18 protein-coding genes are annotated in these 22,426 nt (G+C 43.1%); 2 read left to right on the top strand and 16 right to left on the bottom strand.

All coding sequences use genetic code 11. The annotated features are described in order from the left end of the window. Positions 1-42: 42 nt before the first annotated feature. The 11 genes from C900_RS06005 to C900_RS05955 all read right to left on the bottom strand — a co-directional run bounded on the left by C900_RS06005 (position 43) and on the right by C900_RS05955 (position 13,735). Entirely contained in the window at positions 43-756 is a 714-nt protein-coding gene (locus C900_RS06005; RefSeq protein WP_009578777.1) for a LytR/AlgR family response regulator transcription factor, read from the bottom strand. 51 nt (positions 757-807) lie between these two features. Then, on the bottom strand, positions 808-3,732 hold the full coding sequence (locus C900_RS06000) for a sensor histidine kinase (RefSeq protein WP_009578776.1): 2,925 nt from the start codon (positions 3,730-3,732) through the stop codon (positions 808-810). A 20-nt stretch (positions 3,733-3,752) separates the two neighbouring features. Next, complete coding sequence (locus tag C900_RS05995; protein WP_009578775.1) at positions 3,753-4,298, bottom strand: GNAT family N-acetyltransferase; 546 nt, start codon at positions 4,296-4,298, stop codon at positions 3,753-3,755. A 146-nt stretch (positions 4,299-4,444) separates the two neighbouring features. Then, positions 4,445-4,642: a pinensin family lanthipeptide gene (locus tag C900_RS05990; protein WP_009578774.1), complete on the bottom strand. Its 198-nt coding sequence runs from the start codon at positions 4,640-4,642 to the stop codon at positions 4,445-4,447. A 209-nt stretch (positions 4,643-4,851) separates the two neighbouring features. Then, complete coding sequence (locus tag C900_RS05985; protein ID WP_157493907.1) at positions 4,852-7,221, bottom strand: TonB-dependent receptor; 2,370 nt, start codon at positions 7,219-7,221, stop codon at positions 4,852-4,854. A gap of 202 nt (positions 7,222-7,423) precedes the next feature. After that, positions 7,424-9,307 carry an STN domain-containing protein gene (locus tag C900_RS05980; protein WP_157493906.1) on the bottom strand — a complete coding sequence of 628 codons (1,884 nt, stop codon included), beginning with the start codon at positions 9,305-9,307 and terminating at the stop codon, positions 7,424-7,426. A 40-nt stretch (positions 9,308-9,347) separates the two neighbouring features. Further along, positions 9,348-10,358, bottom strand: a complete 1,011-nt coding sequence (locus C900_RS05975; protein ID WP_009578771.1) for a FecR family protein — start codon at positions 10,356-10,358, stop codon at positions 9,348-9,350. Positions 10,359-10,402: 44 nt separating this feature from the next. Next, a complete protein-coding gene (locus tag C900_RS05970) occupies positions 10,403-11,008 on the bottom strand; it encodes an RNA polymerase sigma-70 factor (protein WP_009578770.1) in 606 nt (201 codons plus the stop codon). Positions 11,009-11,451: 443 nt separating this feature from the next. Then, positions 11,452-11,916, bottom strand: coding sequence for a PaaI family thioesterase (locus C900_RS05965; RefSeq protein WP_009578769.1), 465 nt, complete (start codon positions 11,914-11,916; stop codon positions 11,452-11,454). Between the two features lie 6 nt (positions 11,917-11,922). Continuing rightward, a complete protein-coding gene (locus C900_RS05960; protein ID WP_009578768.1) occupies positions 11,923-13,089 on the bottom strand; it encodes a thiolase family protein in 1,167 nt (388 codons plus the stop codon). Between the two features lie 58 nt (positions 13,090-13,147). Next, on the bottom strand, positions 13,148-13,735 hold the full coding sequence (locus C900_RS05955) for a TetR/AcrR family transcriptional regulator (RefSeq protein ID WP_009578767.1): 588 nt from the start codon (positions 13,733-13,735) through the stop codon (positions 13,148-13,150). Between the two features lie 237 nt (positions 13,736-13,972). Here C900_RS05955 and C900_RS05950 point away from each other — a divergent pair, with 237 nt between their 5' ends. Beyond that, complete coding sequence (locus tag C900_RS05950; protein ID WP_009578766.1) at positions 13,973-14,635, top strand: hypothetical protein; 663 nt, start codon at positions 13,973-13,975, stop codon at positions 14,633-14,635. A 116-nt stretch (positions 14,636-14,751) separates the two neighbouring features. On the opposite strand, the gene C900_RS05945 is transcribed toward C900_RS05950, so the two are convergent. The 5 genes from C900_RS05945 to C900_RS05925 all read right to left on the bottom strand — a co-directional run bounded on the left by C900_RS05945 (position 14,752) and on the right by C900_RS05925 (position 19,656). Next, positions 14,752-15,612 carry a transglutaminase-like domain-containing protein gene (locus C900_RS05945; RefSeq protein WP_009578765.1) on the bottom strand — a complete coding sequence of 287 codons (861 nt, stop codon included), beginning with the start codon at positions 15,610-15,612 and terminating at the stop codon, positions 14,752-14,754. Positions 15,613-15,654: 42 nt separating this feature from the next. Continuing rightward, a complete protein-coding gene (locus C900_RS05940; RefSeq protein ID WP_040495789.1) occupies positions 15,655-15,867 on the bottom strand; it encodes a four helix bundle protein in 213 nt (70 codons plus the stop codon). Between the two features lie 72 nt (positions 15,868-15,939). Beyond that, positions 15,940-17,565, bottom strand: coding sequence for an acyl-CoA carboxylase subunit beta (locus C900_RS05935; protein ID WP_009578764.1), 1,626 nt, complete (start codon positions 17,563-17,565; stop codon positions 15,940-15,942). A 203-nt stretch (positions 17,566-17,768) separates the two neighbouring features. After that, positions 17,769-18,722 (bottom strand): MlaD family protein, encoded by a 954-nt coding sequence (locus tag C900_RS05930; protein WP_009578762.1) that lies wholly within the window; start codon positions 18,720-18,722, stop codon positions 17,769-17,771. A 10-nt stretch (positions 18,723-18,732) separates the two neighbouring features. Next, positions 18,733-19,656: an N-acetylmuramoyl-L-alanine amidase family protein gene (locus C900_RS05925; RefSeq protein ID WP_009578761.1), complete on the bottom strand. Its 924-nt coding sequence runs from the start codon at positions 19,654-19,656 to the stop codon at positions 18,733-18,735. A 55-nt stretch (positions 19,657-19,711) separates the two neighbouring features. Here C900_RS05925 and C900_RS05920 point away from each other — a divergent pair, with 55 nt between their 5' ends. After that, positions 19,712-22,351 (top strand): putative LPS assembly protein LptD, encoded by a 2,640-nt coding sequence (locus C900_RS05920; protein ID WP_009578760.1) that lies wholly within the window; start codon positions 19,712-19,714, stop codon positions 22,349-22,351. Positions 22,352-22,426: the final 75 nt, after the last annotated feature.

Here is a 22,426-nt window from a genome sequence, read left to right as displayed (position 1 = left end):
TGGGGATCACTAATTTGCCAACTAATTTTTACAACCGGTACACTAACGGTTAGGTATATCGGCCATTCTTTGATTAAATTCGGTCTTTTTTCGTTTTGAAACATCGACACAGCTCCCATCGGTCAGCACCACGATCATTCCCATTTCAAAAAGTACCCTCTTCACCTTCGTAAGGTTAACAATGTGTGAATGATGGCATCTGAAAAATCTTCCGGGATCCAGCAGTTTTTCAAAGTAGCTCAGGTTATGAGAGGCCATGTGCGAATCTCCGTTTTCAAGAAATATTTTGCTGTAGCTACCGCTGGCGTCCAGCTTCAGGATCTGATCGGCCTGTATGTACAGACTGCCATTCTTACAGGGTATCGAGAGCCTGGCGGGATACCTTGGGGCTTCACGAGTTTGAAGCTCCCTTTTGATATCGTCAAGTGTTCTTGCCAACTCATCAACATCCACGGGTTTTAACAGGTAGTCAAATGCTCGTTTTTTGATGGCCTTCAGCGCATATTCGGAGTATGCGGTAACAAAAACTACCTTGAAGTTGACAGGAATAGCCTCCAGAAGATCGAACCCCGTACCATCCCTGAGTTCAATATCTAAAAATACGAGGTCGGGCTTTTGCCTGAGCACAACTATTTTCCCTTCATCGAGGCTCGAGGCAGTACCCACCACTTCGATGTAATCGAAATATTCGTGCAACAGCGTTTGTAAAGCTCTGATAGCCGTATTTTCATCATCAATAAGTACAACTCTGATCATAGTAGTTTAAACATTGACGTTCTTCTTTAGCCACTTAGAGGCTTTCACACCCTAATTAGCCGGTAATACCAATTTGATTTTTGTTCCTGCCGCACTCCCGTCCTTGCACTTCTTATCGACAGCTTCTATATGGTAGTCTGCTTTACGAATTTCACTGATGATCGCCAGCCTGTTCCTGATCAACGATATTCCATGAGACCTGTGCCTGGGCTTTCCACTACTATCCTGCCCATCACGCCCAACCCCATTGTCGTCCACCACACACAATATCCTTTTGGCAGACAACTGTGTAAAATGCACAGTGATAAACCCCTTTCGACTATTCAGAGGCATCACTCCATGCCAGATCGCATTTTCCACAAATGGTTGTATCAGCATGGGTGAAATAAAGCATTTATCAATATCCAGCCCCGGATCATGGGTAATGGAAAAATCAAATTTGTTTTCAACCCGTAATGCCTCCATAGCCATATATGATGCCAGGGCATTGATCTCTTTTCTAAGTGCTATGGTAACCTCTGCTGAATTATCCAGCATCTGTCTCATTAGCCCGGCAAACTTAGCCAGGTATTGGCTGGCAATCAATTTATCGTTATTCAATATAAAGCTGTTGATCGAATTCAGGGAATTAAATATAAAGTGGGGGTTGATCTGAGCCCTTAATGCCTTTTGCTCTGCTTCAAAGGCCTTCCGCTTCAGTACGGCTCGTTTCTTAAATATCGAAAACTGGTAATAAAACACCAGCCAAAGCAGTACACCTCCAACAATAAAATAGCCAATTTGAAAACCGGTAGAGCGCCATAATGGCGGATAGATGATAAAGGAGATATTGTTGTCCAAACCAAACCAATGAACATTGTCAATAGAAGCCTCAAGTTGTAGATCATATCTTCTTTCAGCCAGGTTGAGTAGATTTATCCGTGTGTTTTTGGTATAGGACCATTCCCGGTCCGGTTGCAGCCGGTAGCGATACATGATCTTATCCGGATTCTTAAAAAACAGTGCGGTATAGCTAAGTTCAATACTGTTATGATCGCTTGATAGCTCTAACAGGTGTGAGATGTCCTTTTCCTGATCACCAGCTTTAAAATAATTTAAGATAACAGGCAAGGTGTATTTCCCGTAGTTGTACATGTCCTTTCCAAACCGCACCAGACCAAGGTTGGTGCCTGCCCAAACCTGGTCATCTTTCACCAGAAGATCGTATACCTCATTTGACCTCAGTCCATCTTCCCTGGTGACACCTTTTACTTCATAACTAAATGTACCGTCCGGATCGTTCCTGATAAATATGGTATTGATACCTTCATTGGTAGCCACCCAAAACGTGGAGTCGTTTTCAACAAATACAGCATTACATACATTGCTGAGCACTCCTCCACTGTCTTTTTGCACGTGTATTATAGCAGAATCATTTTCAATCAGCAGCCCGTTGCCAATGGTAGAGAATATCCTGTTCCTTCCTGCAAATTCTATGTCGCTAATCCTTTGGGAAAACAGCGGGCTTTTCTCCCGGTGGTAAGGCCTGACGCCTGAGCCATCAAATGCATAAAGCCCCGAAAAAGAGCCGACAATACACAACGAGTCGGATACCCTTGTCAAAGTGGTGGTCCACTCTCCAAAAGAATTTTCCAGCTCGGAAGAGTAGCTGATGCTATCATCTTTGAAGAGGTAGAAACCATTACCCAGTCCCCACATATTATCACCATCGTTCACCAGCTTGCGAACGTAGGCATCACTAAATTCAGAGCCCTGTATAACTCCATCAGTGATGTCATAAACAAGGTTAGAGCATACTGCATAGAGCCGTTCTTTATTTTCACAAAATGATTGGATGGCGCCCAGCCTTTTGTCACTAAAGGGAAGCCTGTAAATATTTGGAGAATTTCCCTCGCGATAATTGATTATCGTCCCCTTGGTAAATCCGGCCCAGATCTCATTATTATTATTAACAGCAATTGTTTTGCACATTCCATCAATATCATTGTAATAGTAAAGGTCATTCCAGGGCATGTAGTAAACGCCATTGTCCAATGTAGAAAACCATTTCCCACCTTCGGTATCTTCATAAAAAGCTGTTACCGTTTCACCGTCCAACAGCCTTTCTGGCGACCTGCTCAGATCGGCATCAGGAAACCGAAGTATACCTCTCTGCGCATGTCCTATCCATAAACTATTATCCGTATCGATATACATGTTTTTAACCAGTTCTTCCTGGTATGGCAAGTAGATATAGTCGTGATTGATGGTGTTTAAGTGCATTAAGCCGAATTTAAACACGAGGTACAACGCCTGACCTTTCTCTATAGCACTAAGAATATCCGCAGTATCTATATTTTCTTTTTTAATAATACTGGTGATATCAAGCGCACGGCCATCAGACAAGTGCAGGATAGTACTATCCGCGTCTTCATAGTAGGCACAGAGATATTTTCCATCACCGGAATACTTCATTTGAATAGATGAGGAAGGATGAAGAAGAATATCCTTTTTGAAGTGACCAAGGGTATCTATCTCAAAAAAACCTTTCTCGTGTCCTGTTATCACAATCCACACGCTTCCGTGTTCGTCTATCATTAAATTCTGAATAACCCTTCGGAATGACATCTGCTCCTTCAGCTCACCTACACTGATCACCTTTATCTGATCATCGAACGGATAGAAGATATCACCTTCATAAGTATAAAAATAAATGGTCTGGTTGCTGTGTTTATAACCACCGAAAACTGTGTTACCCGGCAGTCCATCCCGAAGTGAGTAATTCCGAAACTTATATCCGTCATACCTGCTTATACCTCTGTCTGTTGTAAAGTAAATGTAACCTTCATCGGATTGATAGATATTGTAAACCTCGGAACTAGGCAAACCTTCATCTACACTAAATTGCCTGAAGGCATGCTGTTGCGCAAAAGCGCCCGCGATGAAACCCGGGAATAACAGGATAGGTATGAGTGATCTTAAAGCCAGATATATCATTTCCTGGCAATATAGTAAATCTAACGGTTCGGTATCATGGATATCTCAAGCCTCATCATAATATCAATCTGCTCATCGTCACCCAACATAAACTTATGCCTGCCAAACTCCTTGAAGCCATTTTTCTCGTAAAACCTGATCGCGCGGGGGTTTTCTTCCCATACACCCAGCCATATTACATCCATAGCCTTCTCTCCGGCAATATCAAGTGCTTTGTTGAATAAGAGTTTTCCCACTCCCTGCCCGTAATAATCTGCCAAAACATATATCCGTTCAATTTCCAGTGACTTACCGGGTAGAGGTTCGGTTTGGGCCGCACCAAAATTCACTTTTAAGTAACCTAAAGCTTCTCCAGCCGATTCCGCAAAGAAAAATAGTGACTCAGGATCCCCTACTTCCATGGCTATTGCTTCCATGCTGAATTTTTCACTCAGGTATTTTTCCATATTAGCAGGAGAATTGGCAGCACCGAAGGCTTCGATAAAAGTCGTTTTGCCGATTTGCTGCAGTGCCGGAAGATCGCCGCGGCCTACCTGACGAATAGTTATTTTAGTAAGATCTGTCATCTGGGAGTACATTCAACTAATAGAATAAAGATAACCATTTGTCGAACTTTTGAATACAGGCAATGGGATGAGTGGTGCGATGGCTTTCTAAAGATAAATCGGATAATATTTTTTCCCGGCCTGATCCAGCAGGCCGGGAAAAGGAATTAACCGTTACACATGTTTTCCCACTGCGTGCAGCCGCCACGAGTGCCCAATGCCCACTCTATGTCAACCGGATAAGCCTCTACAGGCTGGCATGCACCCCCGGAAATACCTCCTTTAACGGTTTGAATACCATTTTCATCCTTCATGGCAGTGATGAAACTTCTTACTTCCAACTGGTTTAAATTTAACTTTTTCATTTTTATAGGTTTTTATGGTTTGCCTACTCTGTTACTGCTTTTCGGCTTCCGCATAACCACTGGCAACAGCCCGCGATCAACCCTATATCAAGATTATTAATTTTTGTTACCCATAGAGGGGCAAAGAGCTAAGTGCAGAGGGCGAAGAGCTAGGTGTATGGTTTAAGCCTGAGAGCTGAGTGGACAAGATCATATGTCATTACATTGCATCAAAAATGTAAAGTATATATTAGAACCGGCAATAATGGAAGTTGATCCTGCCATTCAACCTTTCCAGTCAGATCGCTATAGTATTGCTCTATCCTGGCTGCACTGTTTGTGACATTCTGTATATCCAGCTTAAGTTCCTGGCTGGTTCGCTTTCTATCAATCCTATAGGTGATGCCCAGGTTGGCAATAAATACGTCATCTCCCCTTTCTGAAAAAGCCCGGTCTTCAAACCACACCGTCTTGCCCTCTGCGATCGATGCTTCAAGATCGATAGGAGTATACCTTCTGGCACCAAGCAGGGAGATTTTTGTATTGATTCCCATCACTTTTTTCTTATCTCCACGGCTATTTATTTCGAATTCTTTCCCGAATAACAGATTGCCAATGTAGTTGCCATTGAACCGGCTGTCTCTTTCCACTCCATCCATAGCTTTATATTTAGAATCATATATAGAACCTGTGACCATAAAGAAGTAATTATCAGCAAAATACCGTTCCATGGTCAGTTCAAGACCCACATTTTCACCTGTACCTTCATTCACAAGTCTTCTATCGGTAAACCACTCCACCTGGTTGACCAAAGAGTATGAGCTACCGGCCAGGTTCTCCACCGGCAAATTGTACAATTGCTGGTAATAGGCCTCTGCTTTAAAGAGCAGGTTGATACCCAGCTTGTTTTCATAACCCACCACGTAGTGCCTGGCTTTTGAAAATCCAATGTCAATATTCGGCTTGGAGACATTGCCTGCTTCATCGGTTATGATGCTGTAGTAATTGGTCAATGATTCCATTTTACCATGTATCCCCCAACTGGCTGTAAGCGCTTGCCTGGGGTGAAACTGCCATCTCATGCTTACCCGCGGTTCAATGGAAAGCTCGTCATTTAGGGTAGTGCTATGTGCATGGACTCCACTGACAAAAGAAAGGTCCTCCCACGGACGGTATTTCCAACTTACAAACCCCTGATAATGCCCCGCATCACCATCAATATTTTGGTTTATAACAAAGCTATTAGTGCTGCTTTCAAAATATTCATTGTAGAAGTCGAAATAGTGATGCGTATAAATGATCCCGGCCTGCAGGTTGTGCCTTGCATCAAATTTATGATTTAATGTTGTAGAAGCCTTGATGGTATTTTTATCCAATTGGGCATTATCCAACTGCACCAGGTTGCTCTGATCGTCTGGTTCATAACCCACATAGCCACTGCCGTTTTGAGACACCGACAAACTGTTCTGTAAGTAAGTTTTCGCGCCTACCGGCCAATACTGCGTTACTCCCACCACGCCCATATCTGCCTGGTAGTCGCCCTGTTCCAGAAGCTTGTCTTCATCCTCTTCATCATACTCTTTGGAAATGATGGAGCTCTTTCCTCCCAATCCGAAAACTGAAAAGGTGCCCAAAGATCTGGTTGGGAAATAAAGTTTAAAAGATATGTCCTGGTATTTCGGAACACCGTCAAAATCTACCAACCCCAGTTCATCAAGAATAGTCAAGGTGGAGTACCTGTAGTTAAGTAAAAATGAAGACTTCCCACCTTTGACAAATGGCCCTTCGGCTGTTGCCTCCGTGCCCAGTGCGCCCACTGAAACACTGTACTCGTGTTGTTCATTGTTTCCTTTTCTCAACCTCATATCAAATACCCCTGACAGCGCATTGCCATATTCCGGTGCAAATGCTCCCGTATAAAACTCCGAATTGGCCAACATTGCGCTGTTAAGGGCATTGATAGGACCACCAGTAGCGCCTTCATCGGAAAAGTGGTTGGGATTAGGAATCTCTATGCCCTCCAATCTCCACTGGATCCCTTTTGGAGAGTTGCCTCTCACAATGATAAAGTTATTCCCGGAGGCATCACCGCTTACTCCCGCATAGCCGGCCACCATTCTGGCAGGATCGTTAAAGGAGCCGGCATAACGTTTCGTCTCCTCTACGGTAAAGCCCCGGGCGCTCACCAAAGCCATCTCATTAGCTATTTCAGACTTATCTTTATCTGCCGAGATAACAATTTCTTCCATTTTGGTGAGCGACTCATTTAGCGCAACATCCAGCACCACTTCTTTGCCAGAGGTAACAAGAATATTGGGGATCACCTTCTCTTCATAGCCCACATAAGTGATGATTAATGAGATCCTACCCAACAGTACTTTCTCTATTTTAAAGGCACCGTCCAGATCAGTACTCGACCCCAGGATCGGATCCGATCCTATCACCACTACATTGGCGCCCGGCAAGGGCATGCGGGAATCCTGATCGATAATTCTTCCCCGCACGGTCTGAAACAGGTCCTGTGCCTGCAGAAGATTTGAACATAAGATGCATAAAAACACCTGCGCCACAATAACGATCTTCATTGATTTACAATTCATAGTTATTTTATCATTTTTTGATTTTACAATGACAAGACAACTATGGTCAGGTTTACCCTTACACTATAAAAATATTTTTTATTTCAGGGATGTTATAAATTACAAGTAGAGGATATTGGGATTCCGGGAGAAAAAACAGAAATAAAAATTCTCTGCTCACTCTGCTTCTCGTGTACTCTGTTGTTGGTATCAAAGCACTAGTCTAATTTAACCGAACAGCTAATTTTCCTCCGATCCACATTTGGAGAAGTGTAGTACCCAGATTTTCTTCTGCAATTTTATAAGGAGCCAATTGGGTGAGGTAAGCGCCACTATCAGGGTCTCGCCATTCCGAAAGCCAAATATTAACGGCAGGACCTCCTGACATACTGATCCCTTTCTGTTTTCGCTGTCCGAAAAAGACACCCAGCCGGTTAAGCAGGCTCAAATCTGTTTGAAATGCCTCCTTTTCATTGACCCAATAGGCGTTATATTCCAGGTTTAGCAATAATTTATCGGTCAGATACCGCTCTGTGCCAAAACCATAACCAAAGCTCCATCTGCTGCTACCACCCCAGTCACCATATCCACCCGAAAAGATATTGTAAAACCTCCTTACCCCGGTTTTAAAAGCCATGTTGACAGGGGTAATTTCATTAGAGGAAAATTCCAGCACTTGCAAACCCTTTTTTACATAGCTGAAGAGGCCAATAGGAATTCCTGAAACGGAATCTGCAATATTGATCAATGCCAACTGCGCACCTTCCGAGTACCGGGAATGATTTAAAAGTCCGGCAAGCTGGGCTCCAAACACCGTGTCTGCCGCGTTACCAAGACCGGCAAACTGAACGGCTTTGACATTCCGGGCCTTGTTGATGAGTCCCGCCAGTTGAACTCCTTTAATATCCTCTTTAGCCAAATTTACCAGTCCGGCAAACTGCAGGCCTTCGACATTTCTGCCTTTGTTGACCAATCCGGCCACTTGTATCTTTCTCACATCTTCCAGGGCCACATTAGTCAACCCGGCAAACTGAACGCCATCAACATTTCCGGTGGTTAGGTTATTGATACCTGTTATTTGCCACCCCTTCATTCCGCCTTTTAGAATATTGTTGATACCGGCAAACTGTACGCCTTTTAGTGAGTCAATTAGCATATTGTTGATGCCGCCAATCTGTAATCCCCGGAGTGCTCCTCTGTTGTGATTGAACAGTCCGCCAAGTTGAAGGCCATGGGTATCGCCACCCACAAAATTTCCCAACCCACTTATCTGAGCCCCTTTCACGTCTTCCCTAATAATGTTAAACAGACCTCCCAGTTCAAAAACGCCAACCCCGCGTGCATAACCTACCAATATATTGAGGGAGTATTTATTTTCTATCAATCCGCCCATTTTAAGGTTGGTGCCTATAACAGGCACAAATGAAACCTGAGCAGTCGTTTGAAGGGCAAGGTCGGTATTTTTAGTTCGTAACAATGACTGTCTGGAAACCACCTGCTGAACAAAGGATAAAGTCTCCACCGGGGGTAGTGTTCCTAGCGGCAGCTCTTTGATACTGACCGCGGGTATCACATTTTTTGCGGGGTTCAGTGAAAGCACCACTTCCTGGTCACCGGCAGGAAGCAAAATAACTGTATCCTGCACTGATTTCTGACTAAAAGACAACCCTAACTGCTCAAATTGGGTAGGTACGGACATTGAAAACGCCCCGTTATGATCTGTAATTACAGAAACAAGGCTGCTAATCTCATAAACTACAGTATTTTTTAATGGCACGTTGTTTTCGGCATTATACACCTGCCCCGTGATAAGATATTTTTCTTTTTTGTCTGGCGTACTAGCGGAAAGATGCTTAAGTAAAATGAGGTGGTTGCCGCTGATTTTGTAGTGAACATTCTTTGGAAGTATTTTGTCCAGCGCTGTTTTGACCGGTGCATCTTCCAATGCAAGTGATACTGTTTCTTCCTGAGAAAAAATGGAGGCATCATAGGAAAATGTAAACTCTGCTTCGCTGGAAATGCGTAACAAAAGCTCCTCAGGCTTCTGATCCACTACGTCCAGTTTTACCTTTCTTTTAAGGAGATTATCTTGCGAATATCCTTTCAAAACACAAAAGAGTGAAACCAAAAGAATTCGAATAAGTGTATTATTCACAACCATCACCTGAAATAATAAATCTATCTCCTGCTCGCTCTGATGTGAGCCCAAAATTCGCATCGATGATCTCAAACATCCTGTCCACTGGCTCCTGGTAAAATTTACCGGTGAGCCTGCAGTTGAGAATCTTTGCATTGCTCACTTCTATCCTGATCTGATATATCTCTTCCAATGTGGCAAAGACTTCCTCCAGCGAATCATCCCGAAAGATCAGCGTCTCTGATTTCCAATATATGCTGTTCGGATCATATGCCTGCACCGCTGTTACCCCTCCACTTCTTTTATTAACCGACACTCGCTCACCAGCGCTCAGTACTACCTCATTTCCCATGGAAGCAACGCTCACACGGCCCTCCTCTACACCCACTTCGATAAAGCCGAGGCTGTCATAAGCCTCCACGTAAAAAGACGTCCCTAACACTGTAATGGTGGTATTATTAATCTTTACCACAAAGGGTTTCTTTTTATCCGGTATTACATTGAAAAAAGCTTCCCCTTTGAGCTGAACGCTACGCTGATCAGTATTGAATGATCCTGAATAGGTGAGTATGGAGTTCTTATTCAGAGAGATCAAAGAGCCGTCCGGCAATGTATCCGTTTTTATTTCTGCAGACGCCATCAGTACCTGCTCCACCATGATATCCTTCGAAAAGGTGTGGTAAATAAAATAAACCAACACCGCCAACACCAATATCGCTGCCACTCTGGCCAGGTATGCGAATAACGGCCGGATCTTAGTTCCACCTTCTGATTTTCCTCTTCTGTCGCCAAGCTTTTCCTGGAACCGGGACCAGCCGCTGTCCACATCTACATCGGCTTCCTGATGTGGCGCTACCCACCCCGTCTTTTCCCAAAGGTTCTTTAGCCGATCGAAATAGCGCTGATTTTCTGAAGATCCGTTGAGCCAGCGTTGTATTTCAAGACTCTCTTCTTCATTAGTTTCTCCGGCCAGATATTTGGCGATCAGTTCGTCATCGATATTTGTATTCCTGTTTACCATTATATATAGTATCAGACAACTTCAACCTGTTTTAACCTTACTCCTCATAAAAATAAATATGTGATCCATTGTAAAACCATTGTCTTGGCATACGCCAGCATGATCAGCACCGGCAAATATTCCATTAGGTGCTCTCTGAGAAATTTCAATGCTTTGCCCATCTGGGCCTCCACCGTTTTCACCGAAAGCCCCAACTCATCCGCTATTTCCTTATACTTCAATCCCTCTTCCCTGCTCAGCTTGAATATTTTCCTTCGCTCAGGCGGCAACTGCGCTATGCAATCATCTATTCTTTGCTGTAGTTCCAATTCTATGACCTTATCCTGGCTTTGGTTTTCCTCAGCCTTTAGCACCTCGGTTTGCACAAGAGCATACTGCCTTTTTACTTTCTGGTGTTTTAGATAATTGAGGCACGAATTCCGAACCGCCCGGTAAAGGTACGCCTCGAGCGATCCCGTCACATCCAAAGTTGCTCTTTTATCCCAATAGTTGAGAAAGACCTCCTGCACCACCTCCTCTGCCTGCTCGATCTCCTCGATGTATTTCATTGCATAGCCACACATACCAGCATAGTTAGCCCTGAACACCTGTTCAAAAGCCTGCTCATCGCCAAAGCGGATTTGTTGTGCAATATTATCGGAGTGATCCAATGGTGGTATTTTTCTGATGGTTGCAAAACAAATTTAGATTTTGTTGGGGATTATGCAATCCGTTTGTGAGATCGCGCTAGTAAAGTGAGGTTTAACCGCAGAGGACGCCGAGGTACGCGGAGAAGTAATTTTTAGTTTCCCCTTGCCTCGGCAGCCTTTTAAATTAGTGGAATTTTCTCATGTTTTTGATTTGAAAAACGGCCTTGAGTAAATGACGTTAAGAATTTCAATGCCACACGATACTTGATAAATCACACTGTTTGAGCGCAGCGAGTTTGTGATTTGTACGTAGAAGGCATTGAAATTTAGTTATTTACTCACAGCCTTGATTTTTTTGCTTACTTTTTTCATCAAGGAAAAAAGTAAGAACCAAGGCGATGGAAATGCCCCTAAAGTAGCTTTTCAGGATGAGCTAGATGTATATTTATTGTTCCTACAGGTAACTAAAATGCTTGCTTTTCTACTTGCGTCTTCAGCAGATTTGATGCTCCCTTTGCGATCATCCTGTTGGTACGCGTACTCCACACCTCGCATTCCGCATTGATCAGTTGCTTGCCTTTTTTGATAATCCTGGTTTTAGCTATAATTTTTTCGCCCAACTGAGCCGCTCCAAAGTAGTCGATGGTGTTGTTGATGGTGCTGTAGAAATGCTTTTCTCCGAAAGAAAAAACAGCGCACCCTATGGCATCGTCAATGATGGCTGCGGTTATCCCTCCGTGTAAAATACCGATCGGGTTGGTCATTTCCGGTCTCACTTCGTACTCAAATTCCACCTCTCCTTCCTGCACCGAGAGCATAACGGGATTTAGCCAACGCATAAGCGGTGAAGGAGACTGTTCTGCATGCCTTCCCACCTGTTTTTTTAAAAATGTGAGGGCTTTATTTTCAGTTATTGTTTCTTGTTCCATGTCTTTTTAGATTTTTTCAACGAGTAATGCCGTAGCGCCACCACCACCATTGCATATGGCTGCAAGGCCCAACGTGCCATTTTCCTGGTGCAGTACCGATAGCAAGGTAGTGGCGATACGCGCTCCTGAAGCACCTATCGGATGTCCGAGCGCCACAGCGCCACCATATACATTTACCTTTTCAAGGTCAAACCCAAGGATTTTCTGATTGGCCAGGATAACGGAAGCATACGCCTCGTTCAACTCCAGGAAATCAATGCTGTCTATGGCCAAACGGGAGCGCTTCAAAATGGCCTGAATGGCTACCGAGGGAGATGTTGAGAAGCTATCAGACACCTGGGCAGCATCGGCATAATCAAGTATACCGGCTATTGGTTTTAAACCATATTTCTCCACTGCTTTTTCAGAGGCCAAGAGCACTGCCGAAGCCCCATCGTTCAGGTTGCTGGCGCTGGCTGCGGTAATAGTCCCACCTTCTTCAAAAGCTGGCTGCAGCTTCGACACCTTATCCCTGACAAGCTTGCTGACATCTTCATCTTCAGCAATCAGCTCCCCGGACTTATAGGCAGGAACAGCAATAATTTCCTGCTCAAATTTTCCGAATTTGATAGCACGCTGTGCCCTCTCGTATGAGTTGATGGTGTATTCATCCTGGGCTTCCCGCGTTATTTTATATTTCCTGACAGTAGTTTCTGCTGCATTTCCCATATGGTAACCGTGATAAGCATCGGAAAGTCCATCTTTTAGCAGGCTGTCGGTCAACTGAGCATGTCCATACTTGTTGCCTTTTCGTATGTCGGCATAAAACGGAGCATTGCTCATGCTTTCCATTCCTCCGGCTATCACCAGGTCCTCCAAACCCAACTGAATTTGTTGAGCGCCCAGGGTGATGGCCTTCAGTCCTGACGAACAAACTTTGTTTACCGTGGTGGCATCAACGTTGACAGGTATTCCTGCCCCGATGGCCGCCTGCCGTGCCGGAGACTGCCCCAGGTTAGCGGAAATAACATTTCCCATATACACGCTATTGATGGTGCTGGCTTCTATTCCGGCATCAGCGATAACAGCCTTTATCGTTGTACTGCCCAGCTCTATCGCGTTGATATGGGCTAATTTGCCAAGAAAACCGCCAACCGCGGTTCTTTTAGCTGAAATGATATATACTTTCTGCATATTGAGATGTTTGATTTAACCTCATATACCAATCGGTATATGAGCAGACAAAAAATTTTTATAACTTCAAGTCCAGTATTTCTTTTTTTAGTGTTTTCAGGTTTTCATTCAGTCCTTGGATGTCGCCCAGTGTTTTTGCCAGAAAGACACTCCCCTGGATGGTGGCGATGATCCTGAATGCCAGCGCCTCAGCATTTACTGGCTTTATCTCCCCTTTTCCAATGCCATAGCCAATCAACCTGATCAAAGCGTTTTTCCACTGCAGGATACTTTCAGTCACCTCCTTTTTCAGTTCCTGGTTAGTATCATCGGCATCAGCCCCGGTGTTGATAAGGGGGCATCCTCCATTCTCGAACAGCAATTCAAAGTTGTGTAAGTAGTAGTCAATTAATGCCGCCAGCTTATCAATCGGATGCGCATGCTTTTGCAGAGATGCCCTGATCTCATTCCTCAACCTTTCATAGTTGTACCTGAACACGGCCACAGCCACTTCCTGCTTATTTTCAAAATTCCCATAAATGCTGCCCTTGGTCAGGCCTGTCGCTTTAGTGAGGTCCGACAAATGCGTACCGGCATACCCCTGCTTGTTGAATATCTCTGCAGTTTTTTCTATAATGAGCTGTCTGGTTTCCGGATTTCGTATCATTTCCACAAATATACCGATTGGTATATAAAAAAGCAAAAGGGGTTAGGTCAGGCTCTATCAACCCTAAACATTCACTCATATTTTCCGACCGCTTATAATTTCCTTTGCAAGAATCCATGAGGAGATTTCTTCCTATATGTATGAGCCACCAATTTGTTGCGAGATTTAAATAAATCGTTTAATTTGAAAGGTAATGGTAATGGGGTTATTCACCAGTTATCCGCAAAACCATAATAAATGAAGTCAACCATGCGAATATTGTATATCATCATTCTACTAGTGACTATTTCAAGTTGTCAATCTCAACCAACTGCCAAATATGCCAACAAGCTTGACGGCTGTTTAAATCTGAACGATATCGAACTTCTGAACTCTTTGGCAGATAAGTTTGAAAGTCATATCAAGGAAACTTACGAACTGAGTTCAACAGAATCCTATAAGAGATACTTGAAGGACCTGTCAACTGGGGACTTGCCAAAGAACTTCTTTAGGTATCCTGCCTTTAAACAGGATATGAACAGGTTTCGCAATTCTGAATTTTACAAAAGAACATGGGTTAAAACTTCAAATTTCGATGAGGAGTCCATTATTGAAGTACCACCAACTGTTGTGAACGGAAAAGTTCGACAACAGGAAGCCTATGACCCAATTGTCATTGATCCCGCTGGCAAATATGTTAATTGTCTAAGCAAAAGCATTGAAAGCAAAGCCATGAATGACTACATGGACGTTGTTAAGGCAGGTATTGACATAAGTCCTGGACTGGTTGCCCAAGCACTTTACGAGAACTTATCTGAAGAGGAACTTGACAACAGCTTGACAAGATTGATTATTGCCATCAATTTTCACTATCAAATTGGACTGATGATAACTTATGAAAATAAGCGCATAATCAAGTAGACGGCCGTGAGCCATAAGCCCACAATGCGTCTGCAATTTATCGATACAGTATCGTTTATCGATCAGACATTGCTCAGCCTTTGTTACGCACCAAAGAACCAACTATCAAGCCAGCACTAAATACCGATATCCTTACCTTTCAAAACCGCATGTAAAAGCGTCTTCACCTCCTCAGATTTGGCGTGATCCCCAATTTTTTCAAATGAATTCACGAGATTTCGCAGTGACCTGAGAACGATTTCTTTGTGGTCGCAAGGTTGGTAGTAAGAGCTTTGCGGATGTATGCGAAGCTCCGCGATGTAGTTATCAATATCTTCCTTGGAGAAGATCAGTCCGCGATTGAAGGCATTGATATAAAACTGGGGAAAATTCTCGTTTTCACCTTTGTAGGTAAGTATAAATAGATTTGGTAGGTTCACTCCAAAAACAGGCATTTTCAACTTCTGAGCCACCAACATGTAAAGCACACAAAGGGAAATGGGGTTGCCCTTTTTTGTCTCCAGCACTACATTGATCATGGAGTTGCCCGGAGAATGAAAATTTTTGGTGTTGGCACCAAATTTCAGCTTACTGAAAAGCACGCTATTTAACAGTTTCACCTGATCATAAGGATGAGCCTCAGGCTTAAACTCCAACCATGCATCGTAATAGATCTGCTCCAGGTCTTGTCGTAGTTTTTGCAGCTCCAGGTCAGGATACTGATATGTTGCCACCAGCCACATACCCTCCAGCAAGTCTCCTTCTTCTTGCTCAAACCATGCTGATAGCCTGCTTTTCAGGAGATCAAACTGCAAAATATGGATCAGGTCCTCTATCCTTTCCTGTACCATGGGGTTAAGATTGCTCTCCCATTCGGTCTCCAAAAAAGGGATCACTTCCTCACCGAGTGAAATGATCTTCTCCTCCACATGAGCAATGATCTGCGCATCCTCATCATCGAGTAAAGAAACCAGCGCTTTTATTTCGTTTTCCTGCATTAACTAAAATTAATGAATGACTGAATGACTGAATAATTGCTCTTATCGCTCGGCCTTAGATCTTGCCCTGCACACAGCCCTATAATTGGCCCCAACTGAAAGAGATGACCTTAAAAATTGCTTACCGACTATCCTAGCTTCCTCTGCTCTAGGTAATCCTCTAAAAAGCGCAATAGCATCCAACCCTATTTGTTTTGTTCTTTTTTTAAGCTTCTCTACAAATTCTACTTTGTCACTTTTGCTATACGTTTTCATAGTATCTAATTAAGGATTTTAATATCTACTTTCCTCATTCCATCATTCCATCATTCTCCCATTCAACATCTCTCACGTTTGTATCACCCCCACATTAAATTTCTCTACCGGAGCATTGTTGGCTGCTTCAATACCCATAGAGATCACCTTCCTGGTTTCCAGCGGATCGATTATGCCGTCCACCCAAAGTCTTGCGGCCGCATAGTAAGGGCTTAGCTCTTCATTATACTTATCGGTAATCTCTTTGAGCAACTGATCTTCCTCCTCCTTGCTTATTTCCTTACCCTGGGCTTTAAGCGTAGCCACTTTTATCTGCAACAAAGTTTTTGCAGCCGAGGCACCGCTCATAACAGCTATCTGTGCCGTAGGCCAGGCGTATATCAGTCTGGGGTCATACGCTTTGCCACACATAGCATAGTTACCGGCTCCATAAGAGTTACCCATAACAAAGGTAAACTTTGGCACTGTAGAATTCGCCATGGCATTCACCATTTTAGCACCGTCCTTAATAATCCCTCCATGCTCCGCCTTACTTCCCACCATAAATCCGCTCACATCCTGCAGGAATACCAGGGGTATTTTACGTTGGTTACAGTTCATGATGAAACGTGCAGCCTTGTCTGCTGAGTCAGAATAGATCACCCCTCCCATCTGCATCTCACCTTTCTTCGACTTCACTACTTTTCGCTGGTTAGCAACAATACCAACAGCCCATCCGTCTACCCGGCCATAGCCACAAACAATAGTTTGGCCGTACAAAGGTTTATATTCGTCAAATTCAGAACCATCCACCAGCCGTCTGATAATATCCAGAGTGTCATAAGGCTTCACCCTGTCATGCGGCAGAATACCATATATCTCTCCGGGCTTTTCCTTAGGTTCTGCCGGTGCTATGCGATCAAATCCAGCCTTTTCATCGTGGCCTATCTTATTAAAAATAGATTTTATATAATCGAGGCAAGCCTCATCGCTTTCAAACTTATTGTCGGTCACACCTGAAATTTCGCAATGCGTTGTTGCACCTCCAAGCGTCTCATTATCAATATCTTCACCAATCGCTGCTTTCACAAGATAAGAACCTGCTAAAAATATAGACCCCGTTTTATCAACGATCATAGCCTCGTCAGACATAATAGGCAGATAAGCCCCTCCGGCAACACAACTTCCCATAATGGCCGCGATCTGGACTATGCCCATGGCCGACATTTTTGCATTATTTCTAAACTGCCTGCCAAAGTGATCTTTATCCGGGAATATTTCATTTTGCATAGGCAAAAAGACTCCCGCGCTATCTACAAGATAGATGATAGGCAAACGGTTTTCCATCGCTATTTCCTGCGCTCTAAGATTTTTTTTGGCAGTGATCGGAAACCAGGCTCCGGCTTTTACTGTGGCATCATTAGCCACTATCATGCATTGGCGGCCCTGTACATATCCAATGCCTGTTACCACTCCCCCGGAAGGACAGCCGCCCACATCATGGTACATTCCTTCACCTGCCAGTGCCCCTACCTCAAGAAACCCGCTTCCCTCGTCTATAAGGTAGTCGATCCGCTCTCTGGCAGTAAGCTTGCCTTTTTTATGGTGAGCCTCTATCTTCTTATCGCCACCACCCTTTTTTATTTTCTGGATTTTTGTTTTGAGTTGGTAAAGCAACTGCTTGATATGATCTTCGTTTTTATTGAATTCGATATCCATTATATTATTAAGCCTTCAAGATTAAGAGCCTCTAAAGTAAACAGAAAATTAGAATTGAACGGAGCTTATCAACTTCATTTTTTGACTTAAACATCGCACGCGCAAACGTTTGAATTGAACAAAAAGTGAAAGATTATTCCAAACAGGCAATTCGCAACAATCCCGCCACTCCCTTTTCCTATTTCCTTTCAGATTTCAGATTTCTAATAGTCCTCGGCCTTCTGCCTCTCTTTGCTTATCTTCTTGGGGCTTTTACCTAACGGAGAGAAAAAATGCCTCGGATTCTGATCAAAATGATTTAACAGGGTGTCAAGGTTTAGAATAGCATTGTTCATATTAACATAAAGAGAATCGTCTTTCAGCAATCGCCCTAAAGTACCCTCGCTTTGCGTAAAGTGGTCAATAGCATTCTGTAGTTTAGCTATAGCTTCATTAGTCTCGCGTATGGTTTTATTCAGCTCCAAAGCCTTTAGCGAATCCGAAAAAGTAGTCATATTCTTTAGAACAGGTCTGGCCGCCCTCAGCGTAGTATTCAATTCTTCTCCTACTTTATTAAATGTGGCCGTTATTTCTTCCAGGTTGTTTTTAGTTTCTACAATAGTGGTATTAAGCAGTACGGGCGTTTTCTCAAATCGATCCATCATCCTGTTTATCTTATCACTATTTCCTGAAAGGTTATCAAGAATGGTATTGATCTTTTTGATGGTAACCTCAAGGCTATTGGCCACGGGCTGGGCACTTTGGGCTAAAATATCGGCTATTCCCCTATCCAGGACCGCTATCAGTGTATCACCGGGTTTGATAGGAGAAGAAATATCACCAGTGCTTAATAAAATGGATTTATTACCGAGGAAATCCCCGGTAAGGGTAGCAGTTGCAGTATCACCGAGCACAATATTACCGCTGATATCCAACTCTACTACTATTTGATTTTCCTTATCCTGCCTCAGGGTAATATCACTCACCCTGCCTACAATAAAACCATTGATATAAACAGGGTTGGAAACATTAAGCCCATCTACATTTTCGTAGATAGCGTAATATTTATCGTTTGATGAAAAAAAATCTATTCCTTTTAAATAGTTGAAACCTAAATACAGGATGGCTATGGAAAACACCATAAACAGGCCAACCTTGAGTTCTTTTGATACCTTCACCTATTCGCTTTTAGTTTAATGATTCTATATCGTTTTTATAATCCCTGAAGGCTCTAAAAATTCCTGATGCTATATTTCCCTGAACTGAGTTGTTATTAAGCTCTTTTTCTTCTTTAGGATTTGTTAAATAGCCAATTTCCACCAACACGCTGGGCATAGCCGTTCTCCATAACACCCAAAACCCCGCTTGCTTCACTCCCCTGCTTTTGCGCCCTGCCCTGTTACCAAACTGGTCTTCAATTTTGCTGGCTAAATATAAGCTATTCTCTATATATGCACTTTGTGTTATGGAAAATAAGATGTGTGATTCCGGAGAATTCGGATCAAAGCCCTGATAACGCTCCTCATACCCCTCCTCCTGTAAAATAACTGAATTCTCCCGTTTGGCCACACCCAGATTATCTTCATTTTTGTGAGGCCCCATTACATATGTTTCGGTGCCGTAAATAGTGCTCCTGCTGACTGCATTCGCATGTATCGAAATAAAGACATCAGCTTTATTCCTGTTGGCTATCTGTGCTCTCTCCTCCAGTTCCACAAATTTGTCATCATTCCTGGTGTAGATAACTTTTACATCAGGTAAGTATTCTTTAATATACTTTCCGAGAAGGAGGGAAACCTCAAGCGCCACATCCTTTTCTTTGCTAAACTGACCGTGCGTACCGGGGTCATGACCGCCATGTCCGGCATCTATTACAACGGTTTTTACTTTAAAATCGGACCTTCTCTCCGCACTCGAAGAAGTTAGCAAGGTTATTGCTAAGAGAAGGAAAACAATGGCAATATTCTTCACAATCTTTCGCTTCTTAAAAGTTATTACAATAACTTTACACAAAATTGTAAATTTTTCCCTAAAACCGAAAAATACCGTATATAAATTGGAATCCCGTGCGCCTCTGAAGTGTGTTTTTCTTTTACTTTTTTTATTTTTCATCTCTATAGGTTACGCTCAAACTCCTGAAAAAAATTTAAATGTCAACAAGGAATTATTGGGACAGAAGCCTATAGCTGCCGACACCACCATTAACAGCGATTCCACCGCAATAGTTACAGACTCTCTTGCTACTGATTCACTAAAAAGTACCGAGACACCCAAAAGTGATATCCAGACTACTATCAATTACTCTGCCAGAGATTCCATAAATTTCTCAGTTGACACCAAGATCGTGAAATTATATGGTGATGCCAAGATAGTGTATGGCACCATTGAGCTTCGTGCTGATCATATTGTAATTGACTACAATAAAAATACCCTTTCTGCTGTTGGCAGGGAAGACTCTGTGGGGAGAAGGGTAGGATACCCTATATTCAAAAATGGTGCAGAGGTCTATGAAACCAAGAACATCACCTATAACTTTAAAACAGGGCGGGCACGTATAACTGAAGTGGTAACCAAGCAGGGTGAAGGCTACCTTCATGGGCAAACAGTTTTTAAAAATGCTCAAAATGAATTATTCAGCATCGACAATTCCTATACCACCTGCGACCTCGCTCACCCCCACTATCGAATAAGAGCCAGGCGAACCAAAGCCATCCCTGAGAATAAAATTGTTTCAGGCCCGTTTAACCTGGAAATAAACGATGTGCCTACTCCATTAGGATTTTTCTTTGGTATGTTCCCCGCTAAAAATAAAGCAGCATCGGGTATAATAGTGCCTTCTTATGGTGAGGAAAGACGCAGAGGCTTCTTTCTACGGGGAGGAGGATACTTCTTTGATATTAATGACTATGTAAAAGCTACTTTACGAGGCGACCTTTATTCCAAAGGGGGCCATGGCGTTGACCTCAGTACCGTCTACCGAAAAAGGTATGCCTATAATGGTAACTTTAACTTTACCTATACAAAAACAAAAGCCTCTGAGAATATTGAGGATGAGAGCTCTACTAATGACTACCGTTTAACATGGAGCCACGCTCCTCAGTCGAAAGGAAGCAGCCGGTTTTCCGCTTCGGTAAATGCCGCTACCTCTACCTATAACCAGAATAACTACCTGGGTTTTGAACTGGAGCCTGCTAACCAGAGAATTAATAACCTCACTCGTAAACTCAGTTCAAACATCTCGTATTCAAAAACATTTACCGGCACTCCTTTTTCATTAGGTATAAGTATGAGGCATAATCAGGACGTAGCCCCAAGAGAGCTCGGTGGCGGACAGGTAGACCTACTGTTGCCTTCACTGTCTTTTAACATGAATAATATATATCCATTTCGAGGTAAGAGCAGCACATCCAATACCTGGGTGGATAAAATAACACTGAGGTACACCATGGCTGCTACAAATGAATTGACAAATAACCTTGGCCGGATCGGCTCTGACCCTGCCAGAGATAGTATCGCTCCTTTTAACTTTGATACTTTCAGCACATTCCTGGAAAATTCAAGAAAGGGGATCAAACATAATATCCCATTAAGCACATCATTCAAGATTTTCAAATACTTTACTGCAGCTCCATCCATCAGCTACGATGAGATCTGGTACTTTGAAAAACTAAACTGGATAATTGACCCTAATAATCCCAATAATGCCATTATAGGAGACACAACCAAGAGCTTTAACAGGATTTACACTTATTCATTCAGTACAGGGCTGAATACGAGGCTTTATGGTACCTACTTCTTTAAAAAGGGTAATATTAAAGCCATTCGACATGTAATGAACCCCAGTATCTCGTTTTCGTACCGGCCTGATTTTGGCGCAAAACACTTTGGCTATTTCGACCGGCTGGTGATCGAGGAAGGGGAAAGGGCCGGAGAGGAAATCATCAGATCAAAATACCAGGGGTTTGCCTACGGCGGCCCTTCTACAGGAGAAAGTGGTTCAATAGGACTATCTGTCAATAACACCCTTGAGATGAAGATCAAGGCTAAAACTGATACTGCATCTCAAACCACCAAAGTGCCCATTTTGAATAATTTCGGCTTCAATACCTCATACAACGTGGTGGCCGATTCGTTTAAGTTGTCTAACATAGGCATTCGCGCTAACACTTCAGTGTTTAATAAAAAGCTTAATATCAACTTCACCGGAAATATAGACCCATACGTATATGTGCTTGACAGCACTGCCGTTAACCGCAGGGATGAAACTGTTTATTACCAGCGAAGGATAGATCAATACGCCTGGAATAACGGGGGTGGTATAGGGCAGTTGACCAGCGCCAACGTGGCGCTAAGCACCAACCTAAGTCCGAAAGCCAGGGAAAAAGACGAGAAAACCAGGGACGGCATTCTGAATTCAAATCTCAATGACACCGATAAAGACTTCTTACTAGGGAATCCTGACTCCTATGTGGATTTTAATATCCCGTGGAGTCTCAGAATTAATTATAACCTCAGCTATACAAAACGAGGCTTTGAAGAATCCAAAATTACTCAAACACTACGCTTTTCGGGAGACTTCTCACTAACCGAGAAATGGAAGGTAACTTTCAACAGTGGTTATGACTTTGAGAAAAAGGATGTGACAGTCACTACGTTGGGTATTTCAAGAGACCTGCACTGCTGGGAAATGAACCTGAGCTGGACGCCATTCGGAGCCTATACCAACTATAACTTCACCATCCGGGTTAAATCCGCCCTGCTTCAGGACCTGAAACTCAACAGAACCCGAAGCTTCTTTGACAGATAATTACAGTTCTGAGTTCTGAGTTCTCAGTTTTCAGTTCTGAGTTCTCAGTTCTCAGTTCTGAGTTCTCAGTTTTCA

Source organism: Fulvivirga imtechensis AK7 (assembly GCF_000331535.1).
Classification (GTDB): domain Bacteria; phylum Bacteroidota; class Bacteroidia; order Cytophagales; family Cyclobacteriaceae; genus Fulvivirga; species Fulvivirga imtechensis.
The sequence above is the reverse complement of the archived record's forward strand: the minus strand, read 5'-3'. Positions and strand labels throughout refer to the sequence as shown.